At 72.5% G+C, this 13,607-nt stretch carries 10 protein-coding genes; 6 read left to right on the forward strand and 4 right to left on the reverse strand.

Going from position 1 to position 13,607, the window contains the following annotated elements:
• Positions 1-43 precede the first annotated feature (43 nt).
• The 4 genes from QA634_RS10105 to QA634_RS10120 all read right to left on the reverse strand — a co-directional run bounded on the left by QA634_RS10105 (position 44) and on the right by QA634_RS10120 (position 7,610).
• On the reverse strand, positions 44-3,148 hold the full coding sequence (locus tag QA634_RS10105; RefSeq protein ID WP_012331867.1) for a bifunctional diguanylate cyclase/phosphodiesterase: 3,105 nt from the start codon (positions 3,146-3,148) through the stop codon (positions 44-46).
• A complete protein-coding gene (locus tag QA634_RS10110) occupies positions 3,138-4,220 on the reverse strand; it encodes a TRAP transporter substrate-binding protein (protein ID WP_012331868.1) in 1,083 nt (360 codons plus the stop codon). Before QA634_RS10110 ends, QA634_RS10105 begins: the two co-directional genes overlap by 11 nt.
• 521 nt (positions 4,221-4,741) lie before the next feature.
• The gene (locus QA634_RS10115; RefSeq protein ID WP_012331869.1) at positions 4,742-5,758 is read right to left on the reverse strand and encodes a KpsF/GutQ family sugar-phosphate isomerase; all 1,017 of its coding nucleotides are present in this window, start codon (positions 5,756-5,758) and stop codon (positions 4,742-4,744) included.
• 97 nt (positions 5,759-5,855) lie between these two features.
• Positions 5,856-7,610, reverse strand: a complete 1,755-nt coding sequence (locus QA634_RS10120) for a DUF3369 domain-containing protein (protein WP_012331870.1) — start codon at positions 7,608-7,610, stop codon at positions 5,856-5,858.
• Between the two features lie 293 nt (positions 7,611-7,903).
• Between QA634_RS10120 and QA634_RS10125 the strand changes: the two genes are divergently transcribed.
• The 6 genes from QA634_RS10125 (at position 7,904) to upp (ending at position 13,602) form a co-directional block, all read left to right on the forward strand.
• On the forward strand, positions 7,904-8,143 hold the full coding sequence (locus QA634_RS10125; protein WP_012331871.1) for a hypothetical protein: 240 nt from the start codon (positions 7,904-7,906) through the stop codon (positions 8,141-8,143).
• A 424-nt stretch (positions 8,144-8,567) separates the two neighbouring features.
• Entirely contained in the window at positions 8,568-9,290 is a 723-nt protein-coding gene (locus QA634_RS10130) for a response regulator (protein ID WP_012331872.1), read from the forward strand.
• A 350-nt stretch (positions 9,291-9,640) separates the two neighbouring features.
• Entirely contained in the window at positions 9,641-10,060 is a 420-nt protein-coding gene (locus QA634_RS10135) for a DUF2852 domain-containing protein (protein ID WP_012331873.1), read from the forward strand.
• 135 nt (positions 10,061-10,195) lie between these two features.
• Positions 10,196-11,452 (forward strand): GTP cyclohydrolase II, encoded by a 1,257-nt coding sequence (locus QA634_RS10140; protein WP_012331874.1) that lies wholly within the window; start codon positions 10,196-10,198, stop codon positions 11,450-11,452.
• Between the two features lie 104 nt (positions 11,453-11,556).
• Positions 11,557-12,807: a URC4/urg3 family protein gene (locus QA634_RS10145; protein ID WP_283027486.1), complete on the forward strand. Its 1,251-nt coding sequence runs from the start codon at positions 11,557-11,559 to the stop codon at positions 12,805-12,807.
• Positions 12,808-12,939: 132 nt separating this feature from the next.
• Positions 12,940-13,602 (forward strand): uracil phosphoribosyltransferase, encoded by a 663-nt coding sequence (gene upp / locus QA634_RS10150; RefSeq protein WP_012331875.1) that lies wholly within the window; start codon positions 12,940-12,942, stop codon positions 13,600-13,602.
• Positions 13,603-13,607 lie beyond the last annotated feature (5 nt).

The following is a 13,607-nucleotide window of genomic DNA, read 5'->3' on the forward strand; positions in this document are numbered from 1 at the left end:
ACCCCCGGCGCGCCGCGCCTGTTCCGGCCACCCCGCGCGGCCCTCAGGAGGCGAGGGGGACGGCGCCCGGGCAGGGCGGCAGCGGCGCGCGCAGGACCTCGAAGGCGGAGAGGATCGGCTTCGGCTTGCCGAGGAAGTAGCCCTGCGCCTCCCGGCAGCCGACCTTGCGCACGAAATCCAGGTGGTCGGCGGTCTCGATGCCCTCCGCCGTCGTCGCCATCCCGAGTTCGTCGGCGAGCCCCACGATGGCGCTCACGATCGCGAGCGAGTTCGCCCGCGTCGTCATCTCGCGCACGAAGGATTGGTCGATCTTGATCTTGTGGAACGGGAAGGTGCGCAGGTAGCTCAGCGAGGAGTAGCCGGTGCCGAAATCGTCGAGCACGATCCGTACCCCGAGGGCGCGGATGCGCTCCAGGAGCTGCACCATCCGCTCGCTGTCCTCCATCAGCGCCGTCTCGGTGATCTCCAGTTCGAGCCGGGCCGGAGCGAGCCCGGATTCGGCGAGGGCGGTCGCGATCCGCTCGACGATGTCCTCCGCCCGCAGCTGCACCGGCGAGAGGTTGACCGCGACGCGGATGCCGGGCGGCAGGGCGGCCGCATCCCGGCAGGCCCGGTCGAGCACGAAGGCGCCGATCGCCTCGATCTGCCCGGTCTGCTCGGCGATCGGGATGAACTGCGCCGGGCTGACGAAGCCCCGCACCGGGTGGTTCCAGCGCACCAGGGCCTCGAAGCCGCTGACCCGCCCCCCGGCGAGGTCGAAGACCGGCTGGTAGGCGAGGACGAGCTGGCCGCCCGGAACCGCCTCGGCGAGGTCGGATTGCAGGGCCAGCCGCTCGTGCAGGCGCGCGGCGATCGACTTCTCGAACACGCAGGCCAAGCCCCGGCCCCGCCCCTTGGCCTCGTAGAGGGCCATGTCGGCGTGGCGCAGCAGCGTGTCGGCGTCCCGCGCCTCCGGCCCGGACACCGCGATGCCGACGCTCGCCCCGACCTGCACGGTCCGGCCCGCGAGCGCGTAGGGCGCGCTCAGCTGCGCGATGATCCGCGTCGCCAGCGCCTGCGCGGCGGCCTCGCCCTCCGCGCAGGCGACCGCGAATTCGTCGCCCCCGAGGCGCGCGACGACCCCGCCCTCGCCCACGCAGGCGCCGAGCCGCGCCCCCACCGCTGCCAGCAGCGCGTCGCCGACCGGATGGCCGAGCGTGTCGTTCACGTTCTTGAAGGCGTCGAGGTCGAGGTAGAGCAGCGCGGTCGCGTCCGGCGCGTCGGCGCGCATCATCGCGTCCAGGCGCTCGCGGAACAGGACGCGGTTCGGCAAACGCGTCAGCGGATCGTGCTGGGCGAGGAAGCGGATGCGGTCCTCGGCCTGCTGCTGCTCGGTGACGTCCTCGTAGATCGCCACCGAGCCGCCATCGGCCATCGGCCGCTGGGTGATCGAGAGGGTGCGCCCGTCCTGACCCGAGATCTTGAAGGTGCCGGCACCCTCGCGGGTCGCGATGTCGCGCTGCAGCGCGCGCATCCGGGCGAGGGCGCGCCGGCCCAGGGAGCAGCGGGCCCCGATCTCGGCGAAGATCACCTCCATGCTCTCGCCCGGCGCCAGGGTCTCGGGCGCGGTCCCGAGGAGTTCGGCGAGGCGGCGGTTCGCCACGATCAGGCGGCCTGCCGCGTCCGCCATCAGGAGCCCGTGCGACATGTTGCCGAGGGCGGCGTCGAACAGCCGGTTCTGGGTGCGCAGGGAGCGGTCGCGCTCCAGGAGGGCCGTGTTCTGCGCCTGGACCTCGGCCATGGCCTGCCCCGCCCGGGCATTCGCCGCCGCGAGATCCTCCAGGGCGGCCTTGAGGGCGGTGATGTCGGTGCGAATGCCGACGGTCTCCCCGGTCGCCGTGCGGCGCTCGGTGATCAGCACCCAGCGGCCGCCGGGCAGCAGGCGTTCGAGCGTGCCGTGATCGTCGCGGTGCCACGCCACCACGTTGCGCACGAAGGCGTCGAGGTCGCTGCCGGCCTGCGGGTACTGGCCGCGCTCCGCCCCGTACCGGATGATGTCCTCGAAGCGCGCGCCGGGCCGCAGTGCCGGTTCGCTGAGGGCGTAGAGCGCGCGGTAGCGGCTGTTGCAGGTGACGAAGCGGTCGTCGCGGTCCCACATCACGAAGCCGTCCGCCATGGCCTCGATGGCGTTCTCCAGCATCCTGTGAGCGCGGTCGCGCGCCGCCTGAAGCTCGTGGTAGACGCGCCACCCCGCCAGCAGAGCCGCGGCCGCCGCGAGGAGCAGCGCCTCGATGAGGCATGTCACCGCGACGATGCGGGCGCGGTCGCGCGACCAATCCGCGAAGGCCTGCGCGGTCTCCAGCGTCACCGCCACCGCGACGTCGCCGTACAGGGTGGACCGCGCCGCCGCCAGGACGGGGCCGTGCCCGGGGCCGGCCGGGAGGGCGAAGGCCCGGTCGTCGCGCTCCCGCGCGCTGATCCGCTGGGGCAGGATCCGGCCGGTGGCGAGTTCATCGTGCGGCAGGCTCGCCAGCAGCCGCCCGTCCGCGCGCTCGAGCGTCACCCGCTGCCCGGGCGCGTCGCCCGCCTCGGCGAGCAGGCCCTGCACGGAGGAGAGCGGCACCTCGGCCACGGCCACGAGCTCGCCCTCGCCCGGCAGCGTGACGGTGCGGGCGAGGTGGAGCACCCACTCGCCCGTGCGCCGGTTGTGGGTCGGGCCGGCCAGGGTCATCATGCCCCGGCTGCGGTCCGGGATCGTTTCGTCGAGCGGGAAGCGGGCCGAGCGGGCGCGGGCCGACGTCCACAGCGTGCCGTCGCGCCGCACCAGCATCAGGTCGCGGAAGGCGAAGCTCTGCACGTTGAGGCCGCGCAGGAGCCGGCCCGCCCGTTCGGGCGAGATCGCCCCCGGCGTCGCGGCCAGCGTCGAGAGCAGGACCGGCAGGCTCGCGAGCGCGCTGTCGATCTGCAGGAACTGCCGGTTGATCGTGTGGGCCAGGGTCTGGGCGGTGCGCTCGACCGAGCGCTCCGCCGCCACCCGGACGGTCTCGTGGGTCTGCTGCAGCAGGAGGACGCTGCCCCCGAGCAGCGCGCCGGACACCAGCGCGACGACGCCCAGCACCGTCAGGACGAGGCGCCGCGGCAGCCTGGCGCGGGCCGCCTCAGCGCTCATCGGCCCGGATCCCGGTCGTGGCGGCGAGCGCGGCGTTCCAGGCGGCGCCGCAATCGCGGCCGCAGCGCTCGATCCAGTCCGGCAGCACCCGGCGCTGGAGGAGGCGCAGGCGGCGCTCCTCGTCCTCCGCGCTGACCGGCACGAGGGTGAGACCGGCCCGCGACCCGGGCGGGCACTCCGCCGCCCCGGTGCTGCAGGCGAGGCCCCGGGCCGTGTCCGCCTCGGCCATGCGCCAGATGCGCTCCTCGAGGTCACCGACCCCGCGCCGGATCGCCTCGCGCAGGTCCGGCGCGATGGCGCCCCAGGCGTCGCGGTTGGCGCCGAAGATCGAGAGCCCCCAGTTGATCGGCAGCGCGTGGACGTGGGAGGTCACCGCCGTCAGCCCGATCTCCAGGCCGCTCAGGGTGCCGGTGATCGCGCAATCCGCCACGCCGCGCGCCACCGCGCCGGTCGTCTCGCTGAACGGGACGATGATCGGCACCCCCCTGAGCGCCCGCACGAACTCGGACTGGTTCACCGAGGAGATGCGCACCCGGCGCCCCGCCAGGTCGTCGAGGCCCCGGAACGCCTCGGCGCAGTAGAGCACCTGCGCCGGATAGGCGTAGACGCCGAGGAGCTCGATGCCGTAGCGCTCGTCCAGCACCCGCCGCATATGCGGGCGGAAGGCCGCCAGGCTGCGCCGCAGCGCCCGCGTGTCGGGGTTCAGGCCGGGCAGGTCGACCGCGGTCAGCTCCGGGTCCTCTCCGGCGGCGAGGGACAGGAGCACCGTGCCGAACGGGACGACGCCGAGCCGCATCAGCTGCAGCATGTCCTCGCCGCGCAGGCCGCTGCGGTCGAAGGCGTGGATGCTGGCGACGACGCGCCCGCCCGAGCGCTCCGCGATCTCGCGCGACCAGAACGGCTCCTCGAACTGGGTGAATTGCCGGACGCCGGCGAGGCCGCCGACCACGCGCAGCGCCAGGGGGGTTTGCGCGGCGCCAGCCCCGGTGGCCGCGAACAGCATCAGGGACGCGCCGACGCCCCGCGCCCGGACGCGCCCCAGCCAGCCTCGTCGCCCCGCGCTGACGCTCATCGAACGCCGCTCCCGACGGAGCCCCCGCATGGCGGCAGGCCCTCTTCGCCCTCGTCAGACGCACCATGCGCGGCGGGCGTTAAGGAATCCCCCATCGGGCGGAGACGAGCAACGAAGAGCGGCCGGTCGTCTCCGATCCGGCCAAGTCGGTCCCAGATTTCTCCGGATGATCCTGGACTTCTGAGAACTCGCGGTTGTGGTGCGATGTAAGATCCCGCCGGAGTTTACCTGGGAAGGGGCGATGCCCGGGAGCGGTCACCCTGGCTTTACGTGAGGGCGCGACTCGCCGCAGGCCGGGCGCCCGCCGCGGCCCCGCCTGGTCATCCGACATCCGGTTGATTGCTTCGCCATGCGGATGTCGGCTTCGCTCAGGCGCCGCGCGGGCTTGGCATACGACATCCGGTTGATGGCTTCGCCATCTCCGATTTCGGCCATGCGGATGTCGGCTTCGCTCAGGCGCCGCGCTCGGGCGCCGCGCGGGCTCGTGAGACGGGAGCCGCTTCGATCGAGCGGATCCCGGATCAGGCCACCCCGACCTGGAGCAGGTCGTGGATGTGCAGGATGCCGATCGGCCTTCCGCCCTCGACCACGAACATCGCGGTGATCTGGCGGCGGTTCATCATCTCCAGGGCCGCGCTCGCGAGCCCGCCCGGCAGCACCGTGATCGGGGCGGGGGTCATGATCGCGTCGACCGGCCGGTGCAGCAGGTCGCTGCCCATGTGGCGGCGCAGGTCGCCGTTGGTGATGATCCCGACGAGCCGCCCGGCCTCGTCGACCACGCCCGCGCAGCCGAAGCGCTTGCCCATGATCGCCAGCAGCGCCTCGGACATCGGGATGCCGCGGGGCACCAGGGGCATCTCGTCGTCGGTGTGCATGAGCTGGCGCACGGTCTTGAGCCGGGCCGCGAGCTTGCCGCCCGGATGGAAGACCTTGAAGTCGCTCGCCGAGAAGCCGCGGCGCTCGAGCAGCGCGATGGCGAGCGCGTCGCCGAGCGCGAGCTGCATCACGCTCGACGACGTCGGCGCGAGGTTGTGCGGGCAGGCCTCCTTGACCAGGGGCAGCGGCAGCAGGATGTCGGCCGCGAGCCCCAGCGTGCTCTGCGGGTTCGAGGTCAGGGCGATCAGCGGCACCGTGAAGCGCTTGGCGAAGCTCACGATGTCGCCGAGTTCCGCCGTCTCCCCCGACCACGACAGGGCGATGACGATGTCCTGCGCGGTGATCATGCCGAGGTCGCCGTGGCTGGCCTCGGAGGGGTGGATGAAGGTGGCCGGCGTGCCCGTCGAGGCCAGCGTCGCGGCGATCTTGCGGGCGATGTGGCCGCTCTTGCCGATGCCCGACACGAAGACGCGCCCGGGGCTCGCGTGGATCGCCGCCACCGCCTCCGCGAAGCCGGCCCGCAGCTCGCCGTCGAGGGCGCGGGCCAGCGTGTGGAGGGCCTCCGCCTCGGTGCGGATGGTGCGGATGGCCGAGAAATGGCCGGCCTCGACGATCTGCGCGGCGCTGCTCTCCGCGGTCTCGGCCGTGTGGGTACGCTCCATCCTGCTTCCTCGTCGCGACGGGCCCGCGCCGATTCGGCGCGGCCCGGGAAAGGCGGGAGCTTAGCGCCGGATTTGCGGCCAGATTGCGTGCGCGACGTCAGGGCACCTCGACGGCGATGTTGGGCAGGCGGATCGCGAAGGTCGAGCCGGCCCCGGGGGCGTGGCTCTCGGCGGTGGCCCGGCCGCCGTGCAGTTCGGCGATGCGCTTGACGATCGACAGGCCGAGGCCCGTCGAGCCCTCGCCGCCGGTCGGCTTGGCCGAGAGCCGCTGGAAGCGCCCGAACAGCCGGCCCTGATCCTCCGGCGACAGGCCGGGGCCGAAATCCCGCACCGCGAAGACCGTGTCGGTCTCGTCCTGGGCCACCCCCACGACGATCTCGCCGCCGTTCGGGCTGTACTTGATGGCGTTGGAGACCAGGTTGTCCATCGCCTCGCGCAGGCGCTCGCCGTCGCCGCAGATGAACAGGCTCGCGGGGATCTCGGTGCGCAGGTGCTGCGCCTTGGTCTCGGCGAGGGGGGCGTTCGATTGCGCGACCTCGCGGGCCAGGGCGGCGAAGTCGACCGGCTCGCGCCGCAGCGTGATGTCGAGGGCGTCGTTCATCGCGTCGGCGATCAGGCTCTCGATCATGCCGGTCAGGCGCCGGGCCGATTCGCGGATGTGGCCGACCTGGGCGCGCATCGCCTCCACGGGCTGGGGCAGGGTGCCGACGAGGTCGCCCAGCATCTCGGCCCGCCCGAGGATCACCGCGAGCGGGTTCTTGAGGTCGTGCGCGACCGTGCCGAGGATCTCGGTCTTGAGCTGGTTGGCCCGCCGGAGGTCCGAGCGCTGCAGGGCGAGGCGGCGGTTGGCCCGCATCAGCTCGGCGGTGCGCTCCACCACCCGCTGCTCCAGACCGACATTCGCCCGCTGCAATTGCTCGTACAGGATGACGTTGTCGAAGGCGATCGACAGGCGCGAGGTGAAGAGCGCGATCAGCGCCCGGTCGGTCTCGGACAGCGAGCGGTCGGCCTTGAGGAGGGCCACGATCTCGCTGCCGCTCGCGGTGTGCACGTAGAGCGTCGACCACCGGTCGCCGAAAGTGTGGCTCCGCTCCGCGAAGGCCCGCTCGACGATCCCGCGCACCTCCCCGTCGAGGGCCACGGCCCGGGCGGGCGCGACGAGGTGCTGGTAGCAGCCCGAGCCCGCCAGGACGCAGAAGCTCTCGTCCGGCGCGGCGCGTTCGCGCAGGACCAGGATGCCCTCGCAGGCGACGTTGAGCAGCGAGGCGACCTGCGTCAGCACGCCCTCGGCCAGCCGCTGCATCGACTTGTGGTCGAGCAGCATCGGCGCCGCATCGATGATGATCTCCAGTCCCCGCCGCGTCTCCTCCAGGCGCTTGAGCTGCTGGTAGGCCCGGAGGGCGGCCGTCAGGCTGGTGAACAGCTTGTCGGCCGTGAGCTCGGTCTTCGCCTTGTAGTCGTTGATGTCGTAATCGACGATGACGCGGCGCTCGGGGGCCTGCCCCGGCTGGCCGGTGCGCAGGATGATGCGGACGGTCTCGTCGCGCAGGTCGCGGCGGATGTAATCGACCAGGGTGAGGCCGGCATCCTCGGTCTCCATCACCACGTCGAGGAGGATCACCGCCACGCCGCCGCGCCGCGCGGCGAGCAGCGCCCGCGCCTCCGCGGCCGAGTGGGCCGACAGGATGTCGAGCCGGGCCCCGTCGAGGGCGTAGCCCGCCAGCGCGAAGCGGGTGCCCTCGTGCACCGCCGGGTCGTCGTCCACCACCACCACCGACCATTGCGGCGAGGCGGCCTCCTCCGGCGCGGCCTCGTCGTCGGGTACCAGAAACAAGAAATCGTCGTCGCTCATCGACCGTCCGCCAGCATCCTTCCAAGGTGCGCGGCCGCATCCTGACCGGACGGGGCCGCCCGAACAAGCTTACCTTGCCGAAAATGCCGGAATGACATCGCCGAGCGCGCGATCTGATCGATGACGGGCGGTCGAGGCGGCGGCCCGCATGGTCGATCGCGGCCGAATCGGGTCGGAATGTGCGTCAGAGCACAGCCCAGGGTTGGCGATCGGACGCAATCCGCTTGTAACAGTCCTTGCTTACATCGCGCCGTCGTCGCGACGCGCGACGGGCCAAGCACGGGAGATCGGCGATGCTCTGCACGACCCAGTCAGGTCTTCACGCGACGCAGAGGCCCGCGACCCCGGGAGCCGAGCCCTGGCGCGCGGATCTGGAGGCCCTGCGCCGCCTGCTGCAGGATTCGCGGCCGGCCGAGCCGAGCCGCGGCGAGATCGCCGACCTGATCGAGGACGAGGCGCCCGGCGCCCTGCCGCGCCGGGCCCGCGAGCGGATCGCGGAGCGGCTGACGGCCACGCTGCGCCGCCTCGCCTGAGGGACCCGGGCGCGGCGTCGCGCCCGCCCCCGCCGTGATCGCCGGCCCACTAGACGAGCCCGCGGCCGGGACTGATCAAGACTGTAAACCTCTCGGAAAAGGGCGCGGGCACAAGGTTCGAACCGTCATGCCCGCCCGCAAGCGTCCGTGACAATGCTGGCTTGATCTGTTATCGCCAGCGCGTCCAAGCCTGGACACGCCCTGCTTTGTCATTTGCCATGATGCTCACCTCGGATGCTCTCGCGGGAGCCGGCCTCGGTCCCTGGCGCCGACGCCGCATGATCGCGCGCGGGGCCGGCATGGACGCCGGCCCGGTTCGGCGCCATTGTGGTGCGCGGCCTCTCGACGCGCGCGTGTTGTTTCCGGTGCCGATCAGACCCGATTTCCTCCGCCCGGCCCTCGTGGTTCCACCGGAGGCCGCGCCATGACGGGCGCCGCCCAGCGGATCTACGTGGTCGACGACGAGCCGGACGCCCGCGCGATGGTCGGCGACTACCTGCGCCTGCACGGGTTCGAGGTGGATCTCTGCGACGGCGGCGCCTCCCTGCGCCGCCTTCTCGCCGCGCGCCCCCCCGACCTCATCGTCCTCGACCTCAACATGCCGGACGAGGACGGGCTCTCCATCGTGCGGGACCTCAAGGCGCGCAGTCAGATCCCCATCATCATGCTCACCGCCACGGCGAGTCCCATCGACCGGGTGGTCGGCCTCGAACTCGGGGCCGACGACTACCTGCCCAAGCCCTGCGAGCTGCGCGAGCTCGTGGCCCGGGTGCGCTCCGTCCTGCGCCGCGCCGCGCAGACCCGTCCGGCCGGGGCGCCCGAGCCCCGCGAGCCCGGCGGCGTCCGCTTCGGGCGGATGCGGGTCGATACCGAGACCCTGCGGCTGCGCGACGAGAGCGGGGCCGAGCAGCTCCTCACCCGCTCCGAATTCGCCCTGCTCAAGGCCTTCCTCGACAATCCCAAGCGGGTGATGAGCCGCGAGCGGCTCCTCGACCTCGCCGATGCCCGCGACCCGGACGCCTTCGACCGCGCCATCGACGTGCGGATCAACCGCATCCGCAAGAAGATCGAGCCCGATCCGGCCAACCCCCGCTTCATCAAGACCGTGCGCGGCCTCGGCTACGTGTTCCGTCCCGACGGCGATTGACCCTCCCGCCGCGATCCGGTGGAACTCAAGTCTCGCTTCCCCGTTCATGCTCCAATCTCGGCATTGAATTCGATGGAGGCGAAGATGCTGAAAGGCGGACTCCTGTGGCTGATCGGAATTCCCCTGCCGATCATCCTGATCCTGTTCTTCCTCGGCTACCTGCATTGAGGTTCTGAACCTGGCCTGAGCGGTCGGCGGTGTCCGGGCGGAGCAGCCCGGGCACCGTCTCGGCGCGCGCCTCGGCCGCCGCGCGCCGCCGCGTGGAATCCCGCTTCCCCTCCTCTTGAAACCGCGCGGGGGCACCCGCATGTAAATGTCGTTCACATTCACATCTCCTCGGGAGACACGACGTGACCTTTTCCTCCGCCCCCTGGTCGAACGGCCGCTCCTGCCGAGGCGCCGGTCCGTTCCCGCGCCGCTCCCTGGAGATCGGCGCGATCGTCCTCGGTTTCATCTATGTCTGGCCCGTCGCGGCCGGCTACGTGGTGTGGAAGCTCATGGGATACCCGGCCCTCGACGAACTGAAATCCTTCGCTGAGCGCAACCTCCGCGGCGGGTTCGTCCGCCGGGAGGCGTTCCGGCAGGGCACCGGCAACTCGGCCTTCGAGGAGTACCGCCGGCGCGAGCTGGACCGCCTCGAGGAGGAGCGCCGCCGCCTGGAGGAGGAGAGCCGCGCCTTCATGGACTTCGTGGAGGAACTGAAGCGCGCCCGCGACCGCGAGCAGTTCGACGCCTTCATGGCCCGCCGCAAGGCCGGCACGAACTACTGAGGGCCCGGGCGGGCTCGCACCGTCCCAACTTGACGCTCCGGCCGGCATCGGCCATCGTCAGCAAGGTCAAGCCAACGAGGCTCTCCGCGCGGACAGCGCGGAGAGCCTTCGCCGTTCAGGATGAGGCGGGACCGCATGACCACGTCCAACCGCTCGACGCATATCCGGCTCACCTCGCATCCGGAGCCGGGCGCCGCCCGCTGGCCGATCCGCTGGGGCGCCGCCGATCCGCGCGAGCGCGGCCCCGTGATCGGCACCGTCACCAACCCGGCCGACCGCAACGTGATCGGGGCGAATGGCGGGGCCTATTCCCTCTACCGGGCGCTCGCCATCGCCGGGCGCGCCCTCAACCCGCTGGCCCGGCCCGACCTGACGAACACCCATCCGGTCGTGCCGATCGGCCCGCACCCGCAATGGAGCGAGCCGGACCGCATCGTCTCCCTCGACCCCTGGGGCCACCTGCCGGGCGAGGTCTTCGCCCGCGAGATCGCCACCGGCGCCGACATCCGCCCGACCATCGCGATCACCAAGGCGCGGCTCTCGCTGCCGGAGATCCTGGCGGCGATCGGCGCCCACCGCCTCGCGCCGGACGGCGCGATCCTGCATCCGGGCGGCGACATCTCGGTGGTGAAGATCGCGGTCGATCCGGTCTGGCACCTGCCGGGCGTCGCGGCGCGGTTCGGGACCAGCGAGACGGCCCTGCGCCGCACGCTCTTCGAGCAGACCGGCGGCATGTTCCCGGAACTGGTGACGCGGCCCGACATGCAGGTCTTCCTGCCGCCGATCGGCGGCTGCACGATCTACATCATGGGCGACGCGGCGCGCATCGCCGAGCCGCGCACCCGCATCGCCTGCCGGGTCCACGACGAGTGCAACGGCTCGGACGTGTTCGGCTCGGACATCTGCACCTGCCGGCCCTATCTCACCCACGGCATCGAGGAATGCGTGCGGGAGGCGCAGGCGGGCGGCGTCGGCGTCATCGTGTACAATCGCAAGGAGGGGCGGGCCCTCGGCGAGGTGACGAAGTTCCTGGTCTACAACGCCCGCAAGCGCCAGGAGGGCGGCGATTCCGCGGCCACCTACTTCGAGCGCACGGAATGCGTGGCCGGCGTGCAGGATGCGCGCTTCCAGCAGCTGATGCCCGACGTGCTGCACTGGCTCGGCATCCGCCGCATCGACCGGCTGATGTCGATGTCGAACATGAAGTACGACGCGATCACCGGTTCGGGGATCGCGGTCGGCGAGCGGGTGCCGATCCCGCCGGAACTGATCCCCCCGGACGCGGCGGTGGAGATCGAGGCCAAGAAGGCGGCCGGCTACTACACGCCCGGCGAGGCGCCCGATGCGGGGGCGCTCGACGCCGTGAAGGGGCGCGACCTGGAGCGGTTCTGAGCCGGACCGCCGCCCGGCCGGCCGGGGCTGTCCGGCACGCTCCCGGAACCCGCACCGGGCCCCGCGCCGGCGGCGTCCCCGATCCCGAGTGCAAGGAGAGTGTCGTGAGCGGACAGCCCGTCAGCATCGAGGCCGCCCCGGGGGTGCGCTGGCTCCTCACCCCGGAGGCCGTGCGCGCCCGCGCCGAGGGCCTGCTCGCGCTCGGGCTCGACGGGGCGCTCGATCACTTCGCGGTCCATCCCGAGAAGCTCGGGGCCTGCGCGGACGCGGTCGTGGAGACGATCCGGGCGAGCTACCCGGACCTCGCCATCCCGTACCACGCCCGCTGGCGGCACTTCTCGGTCGGCGGCTTCGACCGCTGGGGCAGCCTCGCCGAGGCGGCGCCCTGGGAGGAGGCGGCCGCGCGGGCGCGGGCGGCCTTCGACCTCGTCATCGTCAGCGTGCTCCTCGACGCCGGCGCCGGCCCGACCTGGCGCTACGAGGAGGGCCGGACGGGCGAGACCTACGCCCGCTCGGAGGGGCTCGCGGTGGCGAGCTTCGACCTCTTCATCTCCGGCCTGTTCTCCGAGGTGCCGGAGGATCCGTTCCGGGTCGATGCCCGGGCGCTGGCGAGCCTCTCCGTCGCGGACCTCGCCCGGGGCTTCCAGGTCTCGCCGACGAACCCGCTCGTGGGTCTCGACGGGCGCACTGCCCTCCTCAACCGGCTGGGGCAGGTCGTGGCGGCCGACCCGGACGGGTTCGGGCCGCAGGCCCGGCCCGGCGGCCTCTACGACCTCCTCGCGGCGCGGGCGGTGGACGGGGCCCTGCCCGCCACCGCGCTCCTCGCCGCGCTCCTCACCCATCTCGGGCCGATCTGGCCGGGCCGCATCGCCCTCGATGGGGTCGATCTCGGCGACACGTGGCGCCACCCGAAGGCGGGAGGGGAGGGGGAGACGGCCGGGCTCGTGCCCTTCCACAAGCTCTCGCAGTGGCTCGCCTACTCGCTGCTGGAGCCCCTGGAGGCGGCGGGCCTCTCCGTGACCGGCCTCGACGCGCTCACCGGCCTGCCGGAATACCGCAACGGCGGCCTGTTCCTCGACAGCGGCGTGCTCTCCCTCAAGCGCCCGGACGAGGCCGCGCGGGCGCATCCGGTCGAGTCCGAGCTGGTGGTCGAGTGGCGGGCGCTCACCGTGGCGCTCCTCGACCGGCTGGCGCCGCTCGTGCGCGAGCGGCTCGGGATCGCGGATCCGGCGGCGCTGCCGCTCGCCAAGGTGCTGGAGGGCGGGACCTGGGCGACGGGGCGGCGGCTGGCCCGGTCCCTGCGTCCCGACGGGACGCCGCCGCTCACCATCGCGAGCGACGGCACGGTGTTCTGAGATGCCGGACCGGCCTAAGCTTCGGCCAGGAATCCGGCAGCTTCGGCCAAGAATCCGGTCAAGAATCCGGCCAAGGCTGTTTCGAGGGCGCGCCTGCTTCGAGGGCAAGGCTGCTGCAGGGGGATGACGAGGATGCAGGTTGCGAGCACGCGGGAGACGACGGGCGCCGCCCCGGTGACGGTCGTTTCGCATCCGCTGGTGCAGCACAAGCTGACGCTGATGCGGGACAAGGCGCGCTCGACCAAGGGCTTCCGCCAACTCCTGAACGAGATCGGCACGCTGCTCGCCTACGAGGTGACGCGCGACCTGCCCCTGGAGCCGGTCGAGATCGAGACCCCGCTCACGACCATGCAGGGCGTGCAGATTGCCGGCAAGAAGCTGGTCCTGGCCCCGATCCTGCGCGCCGGCATCGGCTTCCTGGACGGGATGCTCTCGCTCCTGCCCTCGGCCCGCGTGGCGCATGTGGGCCTCTACCGCGACCCGGACTCCCTGGAGGCGGTCGAGTACTACTTCAAGGCCCCGTCCGACCTCGCCGACCGCACGGTGCTGGTCCTCGATCCGATGCTCGCCACCGCCAACTCGGCCATCGCGGCGGTGGACCGGCTGAAGGAGCGCGGCGCCCGCGACCTGCGCTTCGTCTGCCTGCTCGCGGCGCCCGAGGGGCTCGCCAAGTTCCAGGGCGCGCATCCCGACGTGCCGGTCTGGACCGCCTCGGTCGACAGCCACCTCAACGAGCACGGCTACATCATCCCGGGCCTCGGCGACGCCGGTGACCGGATGTACGGCACGCGCTGAGGCGC

The sequence above is a fragment of the Methylobacterium sp. CB376 genome (assembly GCF_029714205.1).
Classification (GTDB): domain Bacteria; phylum Pseudomonadota; class Alphaproteobacteria; order Rhizobiales; family Beijerinckiaceae; genus Methylobacterium.